The following is a 17641-nucleotide window of genomic DNA, read 5'->3' as shown; positions in this document are numbered from 1 at the left end:
AGATTCAGCTGTAAAGGCTATGCACCGACACGCCCAAACGCTCGGCTACTTCCGCAACGCGCAGGCCGCGCTCGGTCATTTGTCTGACCGCTTCGATTTTGAGTTCTTTGGGGTAACGCTGGTTGCTCATGGCACCTCCTAACGGACCTCAGATGGCTTCCTAATCTCATTACTCGGACCTAGGATGAAAACTTGGTAGCCGTTACTCGATAGGGTGTCCTGCTCCCCGATTTCAGTACCACCCCGAACTTAGTAGAGTCCGTTTTCCGGGCAGGAGGTGGCAGTGAAAAAGCGTTTTACTGAAGAACAGATTCTAGACTTTCTGAAGCAGGCAGAGGCCGGTGTGCCGGTGAAGGAACTGTGCCGGCGGCATGGCTTTAGTGATGCCTCGTTCTATACTTGGCGCGCCAAGTTCAGTGGTATGACCGTGCCAGATGCCAAGCGGCTCAAGGATCTCGAACTGGAGAACAGCCGGCTGAAAAAGCTGCTGGCCGAAGCCCATCTGGATATCGAGGCACTGAAAGTGGTTGCTCGGGGAAAAGGGTAAGCCCGACAGCTCGACGGGAAGCAGTGCAGGAGATGCAGGCTCAAACCGGCATCTCCCAGCGCCGTGCCTGTCAGCTGATCGGGCTATCTCGCTCGGTGCTCCACTATCAACCCCGCGCCAGCGAGCAAAACACCAGGCTGCAAACCCAACTCGTGGAACTGGCACAGGAGCGCCGGCGTTTCGGCTATCGACGCCTGCATATCCTGCTGTGGCGCGCTGGCGTGCAGGTCAACCACAAGCGGATCTATCGCCTGTACCGGTCTGCCGGTTTGATGGTGAAACGGCGGAGGCGCCGTCACGGTGTCGCCATAGAGCGCGAACGCCTAAGCCTACCGAGCGCGCCGAATCAGGTGTGGTCGATGGACTTCGTCTTCGATGCGCCCAGTACGGGGCGGAGGATTAAATGCCTGACGGTGGTCGATGACTTTACCAAGGAGGCGGTGGGTATCCTTGTGGATCACGGCATCAGCGGCTTTCGCGTTACTCGCGCATTGGATGAAATGGCTCAGTTCCGCGGTTACCCGACAGCAATCCGCACCGACTAGGGCCCCGAATTCACTGGCAAGGCACTCGATCAATGGCCTATCAGCGCGATATCAAGCTGAAGCTGACTCAGCTTGGCAAACCCACACAGAATGCGTTCATCGAGTCCTTCAGCGGCAAGTTTCGAGACGAATGCCCGAATGAGCACTGGTTCTGCTCACTGGCCGAGGCCAGAATTCGCATCGCAGCCTGGCGGAGGGATTACAACGAGCACCGACCGCATAGCGCTATCGGCAATCTCACCCCAGCGAAGTTTGCCGCGAAATGGCGGGCGAGTCAGCAGCAACCACGACATGAAAAACTGATATCAACCCCAGGACGTACTAACTAGGAAGCGGTACTAAAACTGGGGCAGGTCACTTCCCGCTTGAACTCGGGGCTGTATCTCTTGCGCTTGGACATGAACACTCCTTCAGCTCAGTGTGAGCTTACTCGAAAGTGTCCGTGCTAACGGGGTAGCCCCCCCAACTGTAGTGGTCTTCTCGCCCCAGGGGCGCTAACGGCCCGTTGTGAATCGCTCCGAGTTATCGAAGGACTCCTATGTGGGAGTGAAGCCGTAGCCTTTTCGTGTTCGCTGGTGCGAACGTAGCCATTTCTGCCTTCTGGCAGGCCCTTTCGGGTAGGGCTTTTACCCTTGTGAACCATTCCCTTCGCCCTTCAAGCCCATTCCCCTTTGGGCCATTTGCTCCTGCAGAGGCTGCTCATCGTTGGGGCTCTCAAGGTCCATGGACTCGTAAGTGCGGGAGCCCAGCGGAAGGCGCTGGTTGCTGTTGATAGGGGAGGCGTCTGGCAAACTCTCGTGTGATTCTACAAGGATAAAGAAATTATTCCTTCTCCATGAAATCTCCATAGAAATCACATTTCGTTCAGGAGAAACAAGCCCTAAGCTGATGTCATTGGGTTACCTGGTGCGTGTCCAGGATATTTCAGTTCATTGGGTGTGTTTTACAGCTCATTTTCGTTTCGATATAGCCTGACCCATTCCGGATTGGCTAGTTTGGTCTTGCGGGATGTTCTCCTGCCAATTGGTCTCTAAATCTAAACTTAGTTCATGGGGTGATTTATGGTTATGGATCTTGGAACTACCACTATAGTCGCCGGGCAAGGCGATTTTTCGGCCTACAACTATGGGAACAATGGGGCTAACTGGCCTGCGCCTAGTCCTGCCCAAGTCGGGTATATTTCTAAGGGGCAGCGTGATGTCGCCTATGTGAACGGTGATTGGGAAAAACCTCTACTCGCACTCTGGGCGCAGTGGGCTAACTGGGGAACCACTCTCTATGGCTATCCAAGCCTTCCTTTTCCAAATTATGAGTTTATTTGGGATATTTTTGATTTGCCCCAGGCTGATTACAATCAGTTTTCTCTGGGTGATGATAGAATTACTGCGATGAATCGGGCGCAAAATCACCAGTATCCCTTCCCAAATAATGAAGGTATCCCTAGCTGGGATCGTCCTAAAATAGATACGTTCAATGGCGGGGTCTACACGCCAGCGGCTGCTTTTGCTCACTACCTAACGGGCAAAGGTAAGAAAATGAATTTCCCTATTGAACGTTTGAATATTAAACCTAATGTAAAGGCTATGCCTCAGTTTATTGGGGTTCTGACGAGCAGTCCAATGGGGCAAACCACCGTGGATTTTAATGTCCCATATGCTACTGCTAAGGATAGTTGGGTGGCGGGAAACACGGTTGGAGAAATTACGCTCCGAATTGTAGGGATTCTTGTTAAGTCCACCTCCGGCCAATGGAGCTTTCGTGGGGAGATCCGTGCATATGATGATCTGTATGACTTCAATCCTTCAAATCACAGAACCGAAACTGCTGAAGGGATGACTCGCTTAGGGCGTGAAGTGGGTCAGAAGTTTAAAGATACGACTCCCTATCCCATTGGGATTCCGGGAGCTATCCCTGTAAATATTTCTGGTTAAACTTAACAGGAGAGGCGCCCTTCGTGGGCGCTTCTTACCATAAGAGGATAGTTTCATGAGAAAAGACATTCTTCTGATTTTGACATTTCTGCTGGTTATTCTGTGTGCGGCAATATCCTTTTCTGGGTTCACGGAGGGCAACGCTAATCCAGATGACACCACGGGTGTTCCTGTTGAGTCGATGTTTGTTGGTTTTTTAACCTTGTTTGGTAGTGTTTCTGTGCTTGTTTTGGTAGTTGGTGTATTGGTTGGTAAACTTGTATTGAGGGTGGATGCGGTTTTTTCTAGATGTATTTTGATCGGATTGTCTGTTGTGCTTACTCTGCCAGCGCTTTTCTTGACGGTGGTAACTTTCTTCTTTTCAGTGTTGGCGGTCTCTGAAAGCTATTACGCTTGGCTTTCGGTTGCTTCTTGTACTGCCCATCTTCTATTGCTAATGGTTTTTTATAGATCCAAGTTCTCAAGTTTCTACCTAGTGAAATAGACGTAAAGCTGCAATACAAGCAGGAGTAATTGGTACTTAGACTGCTCCTGCAGGTGCTGCTCGTCGTCGGGGCTGGTGTTGATCCAGATCCATGGAGTCATGAAGCACGCGAACCACCTCGAGGACCTGGTCTGCCGCAACCCGGTAGAACAAGAAGTGCCTGGGCCGAACAACCTTACCGACGTTGGGCATCGAGCAGCAGTAAACGAGGTGGATGCTGCGCAGGCCAGCTCCCAGTTCTTCACGGCTGATGCTGCCTACCTGTTGTGGGTCTGTCGCAACTGCTTCCAGCGCTGCGCCTATGAGTGCCTGGTAACGTCGGCGTGCGGCATCGCCGAAGCGGTTGTGGGTGAAGCGCAGGATATCGACGATGTCCGCTTGGGCATCATGGGATATGCGGTACTTGGCCATGCTTCAGTGGCTCGCCTGGTTGCCGAGCTCGTCGAGGTATTGGGCCAGGTCGTCGCTGGTGATCTCGTCGTACTCGCCGCGTTCCAGTTGCATCAGTCCACTGGATGTTGCGTTGCGGAGGGCTTCGAGCTTGGCGCTATTCTGGGCTTCCTGTTGCAGCAGCAGGCGCAAGCCTGCCCGGATGACTTCGCTGCGATTCTGATAGCGGCCGGTCTCCACCAGCTCGTTGATATCCTGCTCCAGCGGATCGGGAAGGACGACGTTTCGCGTTGCCATGAGGTACTCCAGTCGGCAGATAGCTAGTGGCATAATATGCCATAAGGCTTGCCAAATCATCTTTTTCGGCGTATAGGTGATAGCAGGGTGCCTCCCTCTGGGAGCCAGGAGATTGATGATGGAAGCACACGCTAACAAAGGTTTCGCCTCTCGGATCGGATTTGGTCTGGGTACGTTTGTGCGTTTTCTCATCGCCGATCCCAAGCCTCTCCGTCGTTGGGTGAAGCGCGCTTTAGTATTCGGCACTCTTCTTGTACTGGCATCTCAAGCTTTCAGCTGGCTTTTAAGTAGCGCCCTGACACTGATAGTTCTGGGTGGAGCTGTTCTCGCCTTTGGGGGGCTCCCAAATGATCCCCGGAAAGTAAACACGTCTGGCTACGGATATGAGTATGGCCCGCAAGGGTATGGTCATTATGTTGCCGGCCAGCGAACTGATGATTAAATAAGGCCCAGTAGGGCCTTATTTATTAGAATATATGCCGCTTGGCATTATTTGCCGCTTCTCCACCCGCTGTCTGGACGTCCTTGGTGCCTTGGGAAAGGCCTTGGAGGACTTGTCCTGCCTGTACACCAGACCAGCCTATTGCTGTGATCCAGAGAAGTGGCAGGATAATAAACATTGCTCCCATCACGAAGTTCAGAATTGCATCTTGAGTCGCCGTATTCAGCCCCATGACTGGGTTGAATGAAAGATGTGGTGATCCCGAACCATAGAAGGCATCAAGTATCGTGCTGTCGATATATCTGGCCAACTGAAACCAGAAGTCGACGAACATCATCGCAAAGAAGACGACCGTCATCGTCATGGCAACTTTCAGTTGATAGGTGCCGATGACCAGGACCATCGGAATACATATGACCATGGCCATCTTCAGAAACGACATCACCATCGGCAGTGCCTGGCGGACCATGTCCATCGCCGGGAAGTAAGCCAGGCTACCCATTGCCACTCCCAGGGTGCCTCCGGCACGAGCCAGTCCATTCCAGACGGTACCGCCCACCTGCCCGCCGTAATCGGTGTAGACGTTGCCCTTGACCTGGCTGGAGGGTGAGATCACCTGGCGAATGACAGCCTCGGTCACCTCGTCCTGGTTCAACCATTTCGCCCACGTGAGGAAGCTGGTCATCAGGTCCGGATCCACCTGGTCCTTGATCCGATCACGCAAGCCGATCCCTGAGTCAGCCCACCACTGCTTGCAGGTGGGGTAGCCGCCACCACCGCCCACCTGAGGCAGGCCGGCATCGCGGGTGGCGTTGTAGGGCCACGACTGACGGGGACTCTTCGAGTAGTCGGTGTCGTAGTACCCCGGGGTGTTCAACAGGAATCGGGAGCCGATCCAGTTCAGGTCTTGCAACGCCTTGTTGTCCTCGGCGACGGAGCCCAGGTCGGGTTGCCGCATGAACAGCCGCGCACGGGAAGGCCCGTAGCAGTCCCTGGAAAAATCAGCGATTTCTTGTGCCAGCAGCGGATTGTTCACGCGCGTGTTGTCCACTTCCATTCGCATCTGCCGCAGATCCGTGCCGCACGGAATGGCCGCGATGGCGCCGCTGGTGAAGCCCTTGGAGAGGGCGTGCATCATCGCCCACCAGAGCGGCATCTGCGCACTCTTGCCGGCCAGGCTGCTGAAGGAGCTTGACCAGCCGGTGTCCGCCGGTGCCGGCAGATTGTATTGGCACTGCTGGGCGCGAGTCTGATCGAACTCGATGGTGTCGAAGCTCACGTTGACGACCGGGATCCCCGCCAGGGCGACCACGATGTAGCCGACGTAGATGTGCGTCTCGATGCGGGCCAGAGACAGCACGCCCTTGTTGCCCTCGTCGGCGCCTTCCCCGCGAACTTTCAGCCATTCGCGCATTACGATGGCCGCGAACGGCACCGCAAACAGGCCCGTGTCCGAGATCATGTTCCAGATCCCGTTGTTGATGATCCAGCCGAGGAGGGTGAGGTAATACTCCAGGTAGTCATTGGTCATGAAGGTCATGATGCGCCTCCAGTACGGAAGTACGCTTTGCTGAATTCGATGAGCAGGACCAGCAACAGCACCAGGATCTCGATTCGCCGAATGCGCTGCCGCTCATGCGCGCTCAGTTCCTTGCGCTGCTTGAGCTTGAGCCGGAACCAGGCGATGGCCAGGGCGCAGTACAGCAGCGCCCGCCAGGCGAACAAGCTCCAGTAGTTGCTTTGCCGCCAGGCCTCCAGGCCCTGGATGCCACCGAAGTGGTTCAGGGCGAAGAGGCTGAGCAGCGTACCGACCACTGCCAGTCCGATGACGATCAGCACTCCGACCAGTAGCTGACCGAGAAGCTTTCGGGTGGAGAGGGGCTCTGTCATCACAGCCTGCCTCCCGACTTGCCGCCGGCGGCAGAGGGGGCCTGCAGGCGATCGAGGCGATCGGCATCGGGGGCCGACTCGAATACGCCACTGGAGCCTGCGGCGCGCTGTTGCCCGCGCTCGATGACCCGCATGGGTGAATTGCTGGCCAACTCGCGACGGAGTTCCAGTTCGGTCTTGAGGTTCGAGATCTCCTGTTGCAGGAGGCTGGTCTGCTGATCGACGGCTTGGGTGGCTAGGCCGTTTGCGGCGACGTTCGGTTCCTTTGCGCCGGCGAACATCAGGCGCTGTAGCAGCAGGGCCTTGCTGAGTACGTCCATCAGGGAAACATCGGACGCCAGGCGGCGCGCCAGGACGTCCTGGTCGCGCTCGTCACGCAGCGCCTCGATGACGCCGCGGGTGATCGGCAAGGCATCGGTGCCGGCCGCAGCCAGGTTCTCTGCGGTTAGTGGTTTGCTCTTCGACAGCAGTTCCTGCAGCGACTGGAGCTTCTTGTCGTAGGTCTCCTGGATCAGCGGGGTGAGGCCGACGCCCGCCGCCGTCACCGTCTTCTGGCAGCCTTCGCAGGTCTGTTGCTGTTGCTCCCCCAGTACCCGGGTGGCGAATGCGGCGGCTTCCTGGGGGGAGGACCAGGTGTTGCAGACCAGGCCGTTGTTGCAACTGGCGGAAGGAACGCTCGACGAGTCATTCACCGAACGGCTGGTCAACAGGTTGTAGCCCGCCCGGGTCACGTCGTTGACGATGCGAATGGGCTTCTGGCCGGAGCCGCCGGCCTTGTCTCCACCGACCCAGGTTACACCATCGTTGCCGCCCTTCTTCTCCACTGCTTCGAGGGCGGATACGGCGTCTTTCCCGCTAGAGGCCAGCGTGGCTCCCAGGGCCTGGCCTTCGGCGATTTTCCCCCAGCCGGTCTGCTCGCCAGCGATGTCGGCCATCTTCTCGGCGATCGCTCTGCAAGTCCCTTTCGAGCGATCGTAGTCGATCCGCGCCTGCAGGATGCCATTGGTGATCAGGTTGTAGAGCTGAGGGTTCGCGCGCTGGATGATCAACGCCGGCAGCGACATGACCGCGCCGGTCGCGTTCTGGATGACTGAGCCCATGATGTTCTGGAAACCCTGTGTGGCACCGTTGAGCTGGTTCTCCAGGGTGGTGCTCAGGTTCATGTTTCCGCACATCATGTCGTTGTTCCAGCCGAAGCCGACGCCGATCGAGTCCATCTGGCCGGCGCTGCCCATGCTCACCGCACTGCCGCCGCCAATGCTGTAGAGGACCTCGTCGCTGAGCACCGTGCCGGTCTTGGACACGTTGATCGGGTCGTCGGCCTGGGCAAGTTGCGCTGCGAGCAGCCACGTCAGTGCGACCGAGGTGATGTTCATTCGCATGATTCGTCTCCGTGTCCTTATTGGAAGTCGGTACTGCCGAGGAAGATCTGCCCCTTGCGCTGGCAGCAGGAGTAGGGTCGCCAGAGCGCCCAGGCGTAATCGCCGTCGACGGCTTGCGTCTTCGGCCCTGAGTTGGGAAACACCGCGCAGTTGAGGCTCAGGGACGGGGTCAGCTCCTGCCATTTCCCGGTCGAGGCATCGCCCTCTCTCAGCTCGCCCGCCGGCCAGTAACCGTCCTTTGGAGCTGCGCGCATGGGGAGGTAGACGTGGAGCTGGCCGATTCGTGTGGTGATGTCGCCGGCGCGCTGGGCGATGACGGCCGCCGTCTTGTAGTCGTCGGTCTGGTGCAGGAATCCGCTGCGCGGATAGAGGTTCCCCCACATGTCTCCGGAGAAGATTCCACCCACCTCGCGCAGCCCTGGAACCAACGCTTCGGGGTACACCTGCTCGGGAATTCCATGCCGCCAGCCAATGGCGTCCAGTGTGCTGAGGAAATAGGGCACCAGCGGGAAGGTGGCGCCAGGGCAAACGTACCCAGAGGCGCTAGCGAACCGGCTGAACGTGGCCCCGCCAGGATGGCCGATCACATCCGCTTCCTTGAAGCGGCCGATGCTGTTCTCGGCCTTGTAGTTGGTGGTTGCGTCATTGCCGGCCTGGGCGAGTGGATTCGGTGTACCCAGCGCCGACACCTCGGTCCAGGGGTTGCTCCCGGTATTCGCGTAGCTGGAGACGACTGCGTCAGGCACGTAGTGGCGGACCTTGACCGACGTCTTCACTTTGCAGCCATGCGGTCCGCAGAGCAGCCAGTAGCAGATCCCGACGACCTTGTATTCGAGGCACTGAGGGGAAAGGGTGGAGGAGACGATGGCAGCGCTGTTGATCGCGGCCGAGGCCGTGAACGAGAGGCTGAAGGTGGCGACCGCCGCTGCCAGGCGGCGGAGGTTGAGGCTGGTCATCAGCGCGACCTCCTGGCCTTGGCGATCAGCTCAAGAGCGCGCGAAACATCCGGTTCGCCGTAGACCACGTACTGCCTATCGACTACTACGGCAGGGATCTTCTCGACACCGAGACTCCACGCATCGGCGACGTCTTGTTGTGCCTTGACCAGCTCTGCCTGCAGGCGGCGCCCATCGGGGCTTTGTAGCAATCGCTTAAACGCCGCTTGAGCATGCTGTGGATCCTGGGGCAAGGCCGCAGTCAGTTGCTCCTCGAGGTGTTCCTGGGCGTCCAGAAACAGAACGCGCGACGATCCGGTGGCAGAGACCGGATGAGCCTTGTCGGTGATGACCCAGGTTTCGGCCTGGCTCGCGCCGCTCAGCAGTACCAGTAGTAAGCCAACGGCCAGCGTTTGTGGCCGCCAGCCAGGGGAAGAGTAATGAAGAGGCATGGGTCTGTACCGGTTCGAGGAAGGTACAGACAGGAGACAGGATCGCTTGGGATAGAGCAGCAGGAAATCATCACTACGTCGCCGGAGTATTTTTTACCGCTGTAAGGGCGAGTTGTTGGCGCATGGTGCAGAGGAGGGAGCCTAGTAACTCATAAGGTAGAAGTGAGCTTCCAAGCCATCTTGTATTCAGGTGTTTGCGCGGACTGAGCAGTCGCTGCCGAAACAGTTATTTTTGTTGCTAAGAGGCAGGAAGGCTGCGCGGAGATTCCTACTAGTAAATTAGATAGTTGTTGTCTTCTGAAACAGAATTGAAGCGAAATTGGGGGTAGGGTTTTTCTAGGTGAAGGGTAACTCTAGAGAATTACAAAGGTGTGACGCAAATGTTGTATTTTTCTTGCGATATGAAGATGGGTGGTTGGGTCGGATATAGGTACTTTTCTCTATTTTCTTTAATTGCTCTCATCTATGGGTGTGTCGGTGGTGGAGGTGGATCGGATGAGATTGGGCAGCACTGCTTTGAGAGAGAGCAGAAGCTTTCCGGAGTTAATGATAATGAAGAGGGGAGTGTGAGGTTGAATCGGCTGAACTGCGATCCAATTGAAGGTCGTGTTCTTGAATCAGAGAAGCTGATACGAAAGCCGCCCAATGAGCTGGGTATTCACTGAATGAATAATTTTTAGCCTGGAGAGGTCTTCTTGAAAATGAAAAAATCACTTGTTATGTCGACTGTGCTTTTGGTGGCGAGCAATCTCGCGTGTGCTGATGAGGGCTCAAATGATGGAAGTGAGATATGTCGGGCGCAGGGTGGAGTTGAAATAACAAGTCTGGGGGAAGTCTCAAAGGGTGTGGATGTTGAAGATGTTGTAGTTTGTTCGATTCTTCCAAGTAATATGAAGTCGAGTCAAAGAGCGCCTACACTCCCTCCTCTGCAAAGGATGATCATTTCGGCAATGCCTTCACCAGGAACGGTCACTGTTTCTGCCAGCGGAGATAGGAAATTTACAACATCTTGCCGGGCAAATCTTTATGCTCCACGTTATGCCAATTTCTATCCAGACGGTGTTAGCAGGGGAACATCAGATCTACGATGTGTTGGTTACAATACACCCGGGAATTCATCTCAAGGGTGTAATGTGTCATGGGTCGGCCCGACCGACATTCAATTGGGTGTTGAGCCATATGGCGGATCTGTTGTTGTAAACTACAGTTGCACTGCATTCAAAACAACGATTCCAGTGATAATGAGCTACAGTTATCGTGATGGGCGGGCAGTGTATGGTGAGGTCCAGAATGTGTCAGGAATAATAAATGTGGTTTTGAACTAAGGGTGCGCCTTAGTAGGCTTTTATTTCAAGGTGTTCAGCTTGTGAATGTGCTGCAGGGCACTCTATAGAGTGCCCTGCATAGGCTGGAAGTCGTTTGGCTGAGGGCTAGTCTTTCGAGTTCGATATGGCACGTTGATGAAGGCTGGTAAAAAGTCCTGTCTGTGTGGGTGGCAGGCGAGTGGCGCGTTCAGACGCTAATGTGGAGTTCAAGGTAGGGTTCCGACGCCGAGGATCCTCTTTGGGTGGAGTCATTTGCTGAGCCATGCAGTTATAAGACAGGCTACGTGCTCCATTGACTTGGACATCGATACACGAAGATTCAGATTGTTCATCCGAGTGTGACTCCGCGGGCGGGGAGGCAGCAGTCTGCTGTGCCAAACTAACTATAGGCAACAAGAATATAATTCGAAGAATTTTAATAAGCATTCCAATCTCCTTAACCCTGAGGGTTGGATGAGATTCAATAGTAACCTCAAGCTATTAGGAAAGATGAACCGCCTATCGTTTTGTAGCCTTGGTTAGGTCAGGCACGCGCTAGTGAGTAGTACCAGGGGAGGCCGCAGAAAACGGAAAAAATCGTACGCTAAGGTTTTCCGGGCATTCGTAGCGGCCGAAACTTTCCGTCCTCCAGCCTGCGGCTCTGCCGCCAGACGTAATCGCCGGTCAGGTTGATGTGCTCCCATCCCAGCGGCGACAGGTATTGCAACAGCTCGTCGTCCACCGGCTTGCCCGTGTCGCCCATCGCCTGGGTGGCGCGCTCCAGGTACACCGTGTTCCACAACACGATGGCGGCAGTCACCAGATTGAGGCCGCTGGCCCGGTAGCGCTGCTGCTCGAAGCTCCGATCCCTGATTTCGCCAAGGCGGTTGAAGAACACCGCCCTGGCCAGGGAGTTGCGCGCCTCCCCCTTGTTCAGTCCTGCATGCACGCGGCGGCGCAGCTCAATGCTCTGCAGCCAGTCGAGGATGAACAGCGTGCGCTCGATCCGGCCCAGCTCACGCAGGGCCACGGCCAGGCCGTTCTGGCGCGGGTAGCTGCCGAGCTTGCGCAGCATTAGCGAGGCGGTGACGGTGCCCTGCTTGATCGAGCTGGCCAGGCGCAGGATGTCGTCCCATTGGGCGCGCACGTGCTTGATGTTCAGGGTGCCGCCGATAAGCGGGCGCAGCGTCGGGTAGGCCTGTACGCCCTGCGGCACATAGAGCTTGGTTTCGCCGAGGTCACGGATGCGCGGTGCGAAGCGGAAGCCCAGCAGGTGCATCAGGGCGAAGACGTGATCGGTGAAGCCGGCCGTGTCGGTGTAGTGTTCCTCGATCCGCAGGTCGGACTCGTGGTACAGCAGACCGTCGAGCACATAGGTGGAATCGCGCACGCCGACATTCACCACGCGGGTGCTGAACGGCGCGTACTGGTCGGAGATATGGGTGTAAAACAGCCGCCCCGGCTCGCTGCCGTACTTCGGGTTGACGTGCCCGGTGCTCTCGCCCCGGCCGCCAGCCCGGAAGCGCTGACCATCGGAGGATGAGGTAGTGCCGTCCCCCCAGTGAGCGGCAAAAGCATGGCGGTACTGATGATTGACCAACTCGGCCAGGGCCGCCGAATAGGTTTCGTCGCGGATGTGCCAGGCTTGCAGCCAGGACAGCTTGGCATAGGTCAAGCCGGGGCTGGACTCGGCCATCTTGGTCAGCCCGAGGTTGATCGCATCGCCCAGGATCGCGGATAGCAGCAACGTCCGGTCTTTGGCCTCGGCACCGTCCTTCAGGTGGGTGAAGTGGCGACTGAAGCCCGTCCAGTCGTCCACGTCCATCAGCAGTTCAGTGATCTTGATGCGCGGCAGCAACTGGCTGGTCTGGTCGATCAGCGCCTGCGCCCGATCCGGCACCGCCGCATCCAGCGGGGTGATCTTCAGCCCCGACTCGGTGAGGATGGCATCGGGCAGTTCGTTGTCCTTGGCCAGGCGGGTGACGGTGGCCAACTGCTCGTCCAGCAACTGCAAACGCTCTTCCAGGTACTGGTCGCTGTTCGGGTTGATCGCCAGAGGCAGGGTCTGTGCGCGCTTGAGCGCGGCGAACTTCTCTGCCGGCAGCAGATAGTCGTCGAAGTCGCGGAACTGCCGCGAGCCCTTGACCCAGATGTCACCGGAACGCAGGGCGTTCTTCAGCTCGGACAGCGCGCAGATTTCGTAGAAACGCCGGTCAAGCCCTTCCGGGGTGATCACCAGCGGCTTCCAGCGCGGCTTGATGAAGGCGGTGGGGGCATCGGCCGGCACCTTGCGCAGGTTGTCGGCGTTCATCTCGCGCAGGGTCTGCACGGCTGCCAGCACGCCTTGCGCGGCCGGGGCGGCGCGCAATTCCAGCACCTCCAGCAGGGCCGGCGTGTAGCGGCGCAGGGTGGCGAAGTTCTCACCGACCAGGTACAGGTGGTCGAAGCCCTCCGGCCGGGCCAGCAGTTCGGCCTCGCTGACGCTCTCGGTGAACTCGTCCCAGGGAATCACCGCCTCGATGGCGGCGTAGGGATCGCTGCCGCTTTCCTTGGCCTCCAGCAGGGCCTGGCCGATCTTGGAGTACAGGCGCACCTTGTCGTTGATCGCCTTGCCCTGCTTCTGGAACTGCTGCTGATGCTTGTGCTTCGCGCCGCCGAACAGCTTGACCAGGATGCGGTCGTGCAGATCGACCAGCTCATCAATCACAGTCGCGGTGCTCTCCAGTACCACGGCAGTTAGGGTCGCGTAGCGCCGTTGCGGCTCGAACTTGCCGAGGTCTTTGGGCGTCATCTGGCCACCCTCGCGGGCCAGCTTGAGCAGGCGGTTCTGGTGGATGTATCGGCCCAGGCCTTCGGGCAAGTCCACCAGTTGAAAGGTCTTCAGCCGTTCGATGTGTTGGAGCATGTACCGGGAATTGGGTTTCAGCGGTGCCTGCCGCAGCCAGGTCAACCAGGTGATGTTGCTGCCGGCTTTGAGCTTCAGCAGTTCGTCCAGTTTGGCTCGATGCGAGTGCGTGAGTGGATCGACCAGGGCGCGATAGACTCGCCGATTGGCTCGCGCAATGGCCTCCGAGCAGGCCCGGTCAATCACTCCCAGTGCCGGCAGAATGCGCCGCTTCTGCCGTAGGCTCTCCAGTGCTTGACCAGCCAGCAGCAAGCCCTTGTCGGTCTGCTGGGCCAGCTCGGTCAACTCGCGCACCAGGATGCGGAAGTCGGACAAGCCGAACGGCACCAGTTGCAGGTAGGAGCGCAGTTCCTGGGCATGCTCGCGGCGGGTCACGTCGCGCTCGCCGTACTTTGCCCAACTCACCGGGTCGGCCTGGACTTGCTTGGCCACCCACACGATGACCGGCTCGGGCAGCTCGCTGTCGGTGCCCAGCGCATAGCCGGGGTAGCGCAGCAGGCAGAGCTGCACCGCGAAACCCAGACGGTTGGCGTCGCCGCGCCGCTGGCGGATCAGCGACAGGTCGGAGTCGTTGAAGGTGTAGTAGCGGATCAGATCATCCTGGTTTTCCGGCAGCGCAAGCAGGGTGTCCCGCTCCATGGCCGAGAGGATCAAGCGACGCGGCATTTATCAGACGTCCGTGCGTAGGTGGTGGCAGAGAGTTTCCCGGCTGATATTAGGGATTGGAGAACAATAGAGCCAAAACCAACGTAAACAGAAATAAACACTGGCCCAACAATGCCACTACCGATTTGACGATCTCGGTTTACATAAAAACAAGGAGAATCAGTATGTTAATCACCCCAGACGAAGGTTAGGTTGACCACAGCGCTACCTTCTGAGGTTATGAGCCATAGATTATGGCCGAACCTATCAGAACGGATACAATGATGACTAAACTCTACTTTGATCTACTGAGCTCACCTGCTGAGGCTCATTCGTCGATACAGAAGTCTCTATCTGCGCAGGCACTCTCCACAACTGTTCCAATATTAGAGTTTCCTTCGGAAACCGTATACGCCTATGCCTCGTACATAAGTGCATTAAGTATCGGTCAACGTATCGATCCCGCATTCACCCAGAGCTTAACGAGTGCCATATCCAACCTGGCAGGTCGCCCGGTTGCAGTAAGCGATATTTACCAAAAAATTCATGAAACCACACTGAGAACACCTGTCGAGATGGGTGTTCGCCCTAATAGCATCACCTTCGAAGAGTATCAGACCGCCATAAATCAGCAAGCCATCAGCATGGCTCAAGATATGCAAGATGGAGACAAAGGTGAGAAGGTTGAGGCCCTTCAGGCCAACATGCAGTTCCTGTATGGACAGGAGATAAATACTGATTTCGTCGCTCGCAACGAACTCGCTGCTGGGCAGAGAGCGAAAACCGTAGCAATAGTTCAGGGACATATCACTATCGGGTACGGCTTCGATACCTTCGTGCATGAAGAGTCCGAGCTAAACTCTTTGAATCTGGTTGATTCTACACGACAGAAGGTGTTACCTGCATTGCAGCTATCAACGTCCGACCCAAATTTCTGGAGTGTCTATGCTTCGCTGGGACAACGTCTCACGGATGATGATGGGCTATTACTGTTCAGTGCCAAAGCGCGAGCGGTTGTTCAACATCTGGCAGGCGACCAGTTCTCGGGTAGATGGGAGGGTTTACCAGCAGCGGTCAAGACGGTCGTCCTTGACCTCTATTATCAGTATGGTCAATGGCAAAAATTCCCAAAATTCCAACAAGCAATCATCAGTCATGATTGGCCAGAAGCCATCCATGAGCTCCGTAACTGGAACGGCATGCCGAATGATCCGAACTTATCTGTTACCAAACGTTTAGAAGAGCGCGCTAAATACCTGGCAATATCCTTCAACTATGAGTAATGAGGACATGGACGTAAACGACGTAGTGAACCAAGCGGAACAGATCAATCTTTACCAGAATCCGGGGCAGTCTATTTCTGGTCTCTACAAGGGGTTGGCTAACCAGTGCTCTCCCGGCCAGCCATTTCCAGAGGCAGAGCTTGTGGAGGCTTGGGATATCCCTCTCGTGCTCCATCCGGAGTTTGTTCCTAATGGAGACGCCTCTCAACTCGATAAGGAATACGGAACGATCCTTGCTGCCGAGTCTGCTCAGATTATTCTGCTTCAACTCCAAATGGCTCAAGACAGGGCTAAGGCGTGCGGAGAAATTACAGCCTTGATCAGTTCTATCTCCTCCAACCTCAATACCGTCAAGAGTCGTCATGGTGCTAGCTATCTGAACTTGCTGAAACAATCACCGAACCGATACCCGACTAGCGTCGGAGTTGAGATTATGTCAGGTGGTAGCCCAAACCAGGATTCTGGAATCGAGGTCTCTTACGGTGCCAATCTCGCCCGGCTAACTCAATCACAACTTCAGTCGATGAACCTGCCTGCCAGCCTCAAACAACTGCTAACTCAGGGAATCGGTGTGAAGCTTTCTCAGCCTGAGTATTGGCCTGCTTACAACAATATAGCCGCTGGCATTCGTTATACAACCGGAATGGCGATAACGCTTGCCTATTGGGCAACGGTTTAGAGATAGTTGAGCATTAGGGAGAAAAGAACAGGTGCCCAGATCAATCTGCTCGTTCATTTTTTTGTCCATAATCGCGCCCACAATGGCCCTGGCTGCAAAAATTCCAGCAAATGAGTATTCGCTGGGGGATGGAAGAGGCTATATCAACATCTGGCCTGTACGGGATGGCTCTCAGGCATTTCTTATCCATAACGACGGCCCTAATGGGGCTACATGCGGACTCAAAGGGGTACTTAGAGATAATAAGGGAAAAGTTGGGTCGCCGGAAAAATCAAATTTATGCCTACTGCGCATTACCCAGACAGGGCTGTTGTCAGTAAGTGTCAAGCGTGAGGCCAACTCGCCAAGTTGCTCTGGCTGGTGTGGTCCTAGAGTTTGGTTTGAAGGAGCCTACAACGTCCCACCCAAGGGTTGCTACTACATGCAAATAAGGAAAAAGACTAGGCGCGTTTCAGACTTGGTTGAAAAAAAGGAATTTGATGCTGCCTTCTCACTATCCAAGGACCTTTTATCAAAATGTCGGACTGAGTTACCCGATAGCACCAAGATATATCAAACGAACTTGCTCGCCATGATCAGCGCTGAAAAGGGAGATAGTGCTCGCTGTCTGGAGTATGCCCGTTGGGTGCAAAAACAAATTCCCGTAAGAGATGACGGTCAGCCGGCTGAAGACTTGCTTCCGGCAGAGCATGCTTTCGCACTGGAGCAACGCGCCAAGGCTGATGCTCTGTCTGAGCGGTGCAGCGGCGAGAAGTAATGGCGCACGTAGTAGGCGCGTAGTTCACTCTTCCGACTCTGCCTGCGGCATGAATCACTCGTTCGTGCGGAGGTACTGGTAGAGGATCTGCCGGCTGATGTTGAACGCGCGGGCGAGCTGAGCCTTGGGCTCACCGGCCGCTGCCCGCATCCACAAGGTAGCTGCCTGCTCGTCGGACAGGGCCTTTTTGCGGCCCCGGTACGCGCCGCGCTGCTTGGCTAGGGTAATGCCCTCGCGCTGCCGCTCGCGGATCAGTGCACGCTCAAACTCGGCGAAGGCCCCCATCACCGAAAGCATCAGGTTGGCCATGGGCGAGTCCTCGCCCGTGAAGACCGGCCCTCTTTCAGGAACTCGAACGCACACCGCGCTGGGTCAGCTTCTGCACCAGGCGGCGCAAGTCATCAAGGTTGCGGGCCAGGCGATCCATGTTGTGCACCACCACGGTGTCGCCCTCGCGGACGAAGCTCAGCAGCGCTTCGAGTTGGGGACGCTGGGTGTCCTTGCCCGAGGCCTTGTCGGTGAACACCTTGCTCACCTGGGTCTGTTCCAGTTGGCGTTCCGGGTTCTGGTCGAAGCTGCTAACCCGGACATAGCCGATACGGTGTCCCTGCAAAAAGCAGTTGGGGAACGTTCAATCTCAGCCGTTCCGAGGCTTCATTCTCAGAACCAAGACGCAAAGGCCTGCCGGTACCGGCATTGAGGCTTAGCGTACGATTTTTTCCGAATTCCGCGGGCTCCCCAAGGGAGACCGGAAAATCCTGCTGAAACGCGCT

At 56.4% G+C, this 17641-nt stretch carries 14 protein-coding genes and 3 pseudogenes; 7 read left to right on the top strand and 10 right to left on the bottom strand.

The annotated features are described in order from the left end of the window. Positions 1–7 precede the first annotated feature (7 nt). Positions 8–130: pseudogene (locus HMPREF2914_RS16875) on the bottom strand (transposase); the annotation flags it as partial. Positions 131–283: 153 nt separating this feature from the next. Here HMPREF2914_RS16875 and HMPREF2914_RS16865 point away from each other — a divergent pair. From HMPREF2914_RS16865 to HMPREF2914_RS32405, 3 genes and pseudogenes are all read left to right on the top strand, one after another. Continuing rightward, a pseudogene (locus HMPREF2914_RS16865) lies at positions 284–1421 on the top strand (IS3 family transposase). Between the two features lie 732 nt (positions 1422–2153). Beyond that, positions 2154–3023, top strand: a complete 870-nt coding sequence (gene paeM / locus HMPREF2914_RS32410) for a lipid II-degrading bacteriocin PaeM (protein ID WP_023098797.1) — start codon at positions 2154–2156, stop codon at positions 3021–3023. A gap of 55 nt (positions 3024–3078) precedes the next feature. Continuing rightward, positions 3079–3507, top strand: coding sequence for a hypothetical protein (locus HMPREF2914_RS32405; RefSeq protein ID WP_123788623.1), 429 nt, complete (start codon positions 3079–3081; stop codon positions 3505–3507). A gap of 36 nt (positions 3508–3543) precedes the next feature. On the opposite strand, the gene HMPREF2914_RS31680 is transcribed toward HMPREF2914_RS32405, so the two are convergent. Together HMPREF2914_RS31680 and HMPREF2914_RS16855 are read right to left on the bottom strand one after the other, a co-directional pair. Beyond that, positions 3544–3918 carry a type II toxin-antitoxin system RelE/ParE family toxin gene (locus tag HMPREF2914_RS31680; protein WP_003086147.1) on the bottom strand — a complete coding sequence of 125 codons (375 nt, stop codon included), beginning with the start codon at positions 3916–3918 and terminating at the stop codon, positions 3544–3546. A 3-nt stretch (positions 3919–3921) separates the two neighbouring features. Continuing rightward, positions 3922–4194 carry a type II toxin-antitoxin system ParD family antitoxin gene (locus HMPREF2914_RS16855; protein ID WP_003086148.1) on the bottom strand — a complete coding sequence of 91 codons (273 nt, stop codon included), beginning with the start codon at positions 4192–4194 and terminating at the stop codon, positions 3922–3924. Between the two features lie 118 nt (positions 4195–4312). Between HMPREF2914_RS16855 and HMPREF2914_RS32660 the strand changes: the two genes are divergently transcribed. Continuing rightward, positions 4313–4636, top strand: coding sequence for a hypothetical protein (locus tag HMPREF2914_RS32660; RefSeq protein ID WP_071534609.1), 324 nt, complete (start codon positions 4313–4315; stop codon positions 4634–4636). 25 nt (positions 4637–4661) lie between these two features. Here HMPREF2914_RS32660 and HMPREF2914_RS16850 read toward each other — a convergent pair whose 3' ends face one another. From HMPREF2914_RS16850 to HMPREF2914_RS16815, 6 genes are all read right to left on the bottom strand, one after another. Continuing rightward, positions 4662–6176 (bottom strand): conjugal transfer protein TraG N-terminal domain-containing protein, encoded by a 1515-nt coding sequence (locus HMPREF2914_RS16850; RefSeq protein ID WP_058163067.1) that lies wholly within the window; start codon positions 6174–6176, stop codon positions 4662–4664. Then, positions 6173–6526 carry a hypothetical protein gene (locus HMPREF2914_RS16845; protein WP_023098796.1) on the bottom strand — a complete coding sequence of 118 codons (354 nt, stop codon included), beginning with the start codon at positions 6524–6526 and terminating at the stop codon, positions 6173–6175. Before HMPREF2914_RS16845 ends, HMPREF2914_RS16850 begins: the two co-directional genes overlap by 4 nt. Next, entirely contained in the window at positions 6526–7908 is a 1383-nt protein-coding gene (locus HMPREF2914_RS16840; protein ID WP_003086151.1) for an integrating conjugative element protein, read from the bottom strand. Before HMPREF2914_RS16840 ends, HMPREF2914_RS16845 begins: the two co-directional genes overlap by 1 nt. A gap of 17 nt (positions 7909–7925) precedes the next feature. Continuing rightward, positions 7926–8864 (bottom strand): TIGR03756 family integrating conjugative element protein, encoded by a 939-nt coding sequence (locus HMPREF2914_RS16835; RefSeq protein WP_003086152.1) that lies wholly within the window; start codon positions 8862–8864, stop codon positions 7926–7928. Beyond that, positions 8864–9295: a TIGR03757 family integrating conjugative element protein gene (locus HMPREF2914_RS16830; protein WP_003134206.1), complete on the bottom strand. Its 432-nt coding sequence runs from the start codon at positions 9293–9295 to the stop codon at positions 8864–8866. The genes HMPREF2914_RS16835 and HMPREF2914_RS16830 overlap by 1 nt, the downstream gene beginning before the upstream one ends. Before the next feature lie 1908 nt (positions 9296–11203). Next, the gene (locus HMPREF2914_RS16815) at positions 11204–14170 is read right to left on the bottom strand and encodes a Tn3 family transposase (RefSeq protein WP_023110824.1); all 2967 of its coding nucleotides are present in this window, start codon (positions 14168–14170) and stop codon (positions 11204–11206) included. A 263-nt stretch (positions 14171–14433) separates the two neighbouring features. On the opposite strand from HMPREF2914_RS16815, the gene HMPREF2914_RS31675 reads away from it, so the two are divergent. The 3 genes from HMPREF2914_RS31675 (at position 14434) to HMPREF2914_RS31670 (ending at position 16868) form a co-directional block, all read left to right on the top strand. After that, complete coding sequence (locus tag HMPREF2914_RS31675; RefSeq protein WP_023094874.1) at positions 14434–15432, top strand: pesticin C-terminus-like muramidase; 999 nt, start codon at positions 14434–14436, stop codon at positions 15430–15432. A gap of 7 nt (positions 15433–15439) precedes the next feature. After that, positions 15440–16111, top strand: a complete 672-nt coding sequence (locus tag HMPREF2914_RS16805) for a DUF3218 family protein (RefSeq protein ID WP_023094873.1) — start codon at positions 15440–15442, stop codon at positions 16109–16111. 82 nt (positions 16112–16193) lie between these two features. Continuing rightward, on the top strand, positions 16194–16868 hold the full coding sequence (locus HMPREF2914_RS31670) for a hypothetical protein (RefSeq protein WP_044286351.1): 675 nt from the start codon (positions 16194–16196) through the stop codon (positions 16866–16868). A 54-nt stretch (positions 16869–16922) separates the two neighbouring features. Here the strand turns inward: HMPREF2914_RS31670 and HMPREF2914_RS16800 are convergent. After that, positions 16923–17481, bottom strand: a pseudogene (locus HMPREF2914_RS16800) (recombinase family protein). Positions 17482–17641 lie beyond the last annotated feature (160 nt).

This window comes from Pseudomonas sp. HMSC067G02 (assembly GCF_001813485.1).
Taxonomy (GTDB): Bacteria; Pseudomonadota; Gammaproteobacteria; order Pseudomonadales; family Pseudomonadaceae; genus Pseudomonas; species Pseudomonas aeruginosa.
This window is presented reverse-complemented; position numbering and strand designations above follow the sequence as displayed.

Bases quoted from the DNA above. Each gene is read 5' to 3' on its own strand.
- paeM (WP_023098797.1), top strand. From the start codon at position 2,154: ATGGTTATGGATCTTGGAACTACCACTATAGTCGCCGGGCAAGGCGAT.
- HMPREF2914_RS32405 (WP_123788623.1), top strand. From the start codon at position 3,079: ATGAGAAAAGACATTCTTCTGATTTTGACATTTCTGCTGGTTATTCTG.
- HMPREF2914_RS31680 (WP_003086147.1), bottom strand. From the start codon at position 3,918: ATGGCCAAGTACCGCATATCCCATGATGCCCAAGCGGACATCGTCGAT.
- HMPREF2914_RS16855 (WP_003086148.1), bottom strand. From the start codon at position 4,194: ATGGCAACGCGAAACGTCGTCCTTCCCGATCCGCTGGAGCAGGATATC.
- HMPREF2914_RS32660 (WP_071534609.1), top strand. From the start codon at position 4,313: ATGGAAGCACACGCTAACAAAGGTTTCGCCTCTCGGATCGGATTTGGT.
- HMPREF2914_RS16850 (WP_058163067.1), bottom strand. From the start codon at position 6,176: ATGACCTTCATGACCAATGACTACCTGGAGTATTACCTCACCCTCCTC.
- HMPREF2914_RS16845 (WP_023098796.1), bottom strand. From the start codon at position 6,526: ATGACAGAGCCCCTCTCCACCCGAAAGCTTCTCGGTCAGCTACTGGTC.
- HMPREF2914_RS16840 (WP_003086151.1), bottom strand. From the start codon at position 7,908: ATGCGAATGAACATCACCTCGGTCGCACTGACGTGGCTGCTCGCAGCG.
- HMPREF2914_RS16835 (WP_003086152.1), bottom strand. From the start codon at position 8,864: ATGACCAGCCTCAACCTCCGCCGCCTGGCAGCGGCGGTCGCCACCTTC.
- HMPREF2914_RS16830 (WP_003134206.1), bottom strand. From the start codon at position 9,295: ATGCCTCTTCATTACTCTTCCCCTGGCTGGCGGCCACAAACGCTGGCC.
- HMPREF2914_RS16815 (WP_023110824.1), bottom strand. From the start codon at position 14,170: ATGCCGCGTCGCTTGATCCTCTCGGCCATGGAGCGGGACACCCTGCTT.
- HMPREF2914_RS31675 (WP_023094874.1), top strand. From the start codon at position 14,434: ATGACTAAACTCTACTTTGATCTACTGAGCTCACCTGCTGAGGCTCAT.
- HMPREF2914_RS16805 (WP_023094873.1), top strand. From the start codon at position 15,440: ATGGACGTAAACGACGTAGTGAACCAAGCGGAACAGATCAATCTTTAC.
- HMPREF2914_RS31670 (WP_044286351.1), top strand. From the start codon at position 16,194: ATGGCCCTGGCTGCAAAAATTCCAGCAAATGAGTATTCGCTGGGGGAT.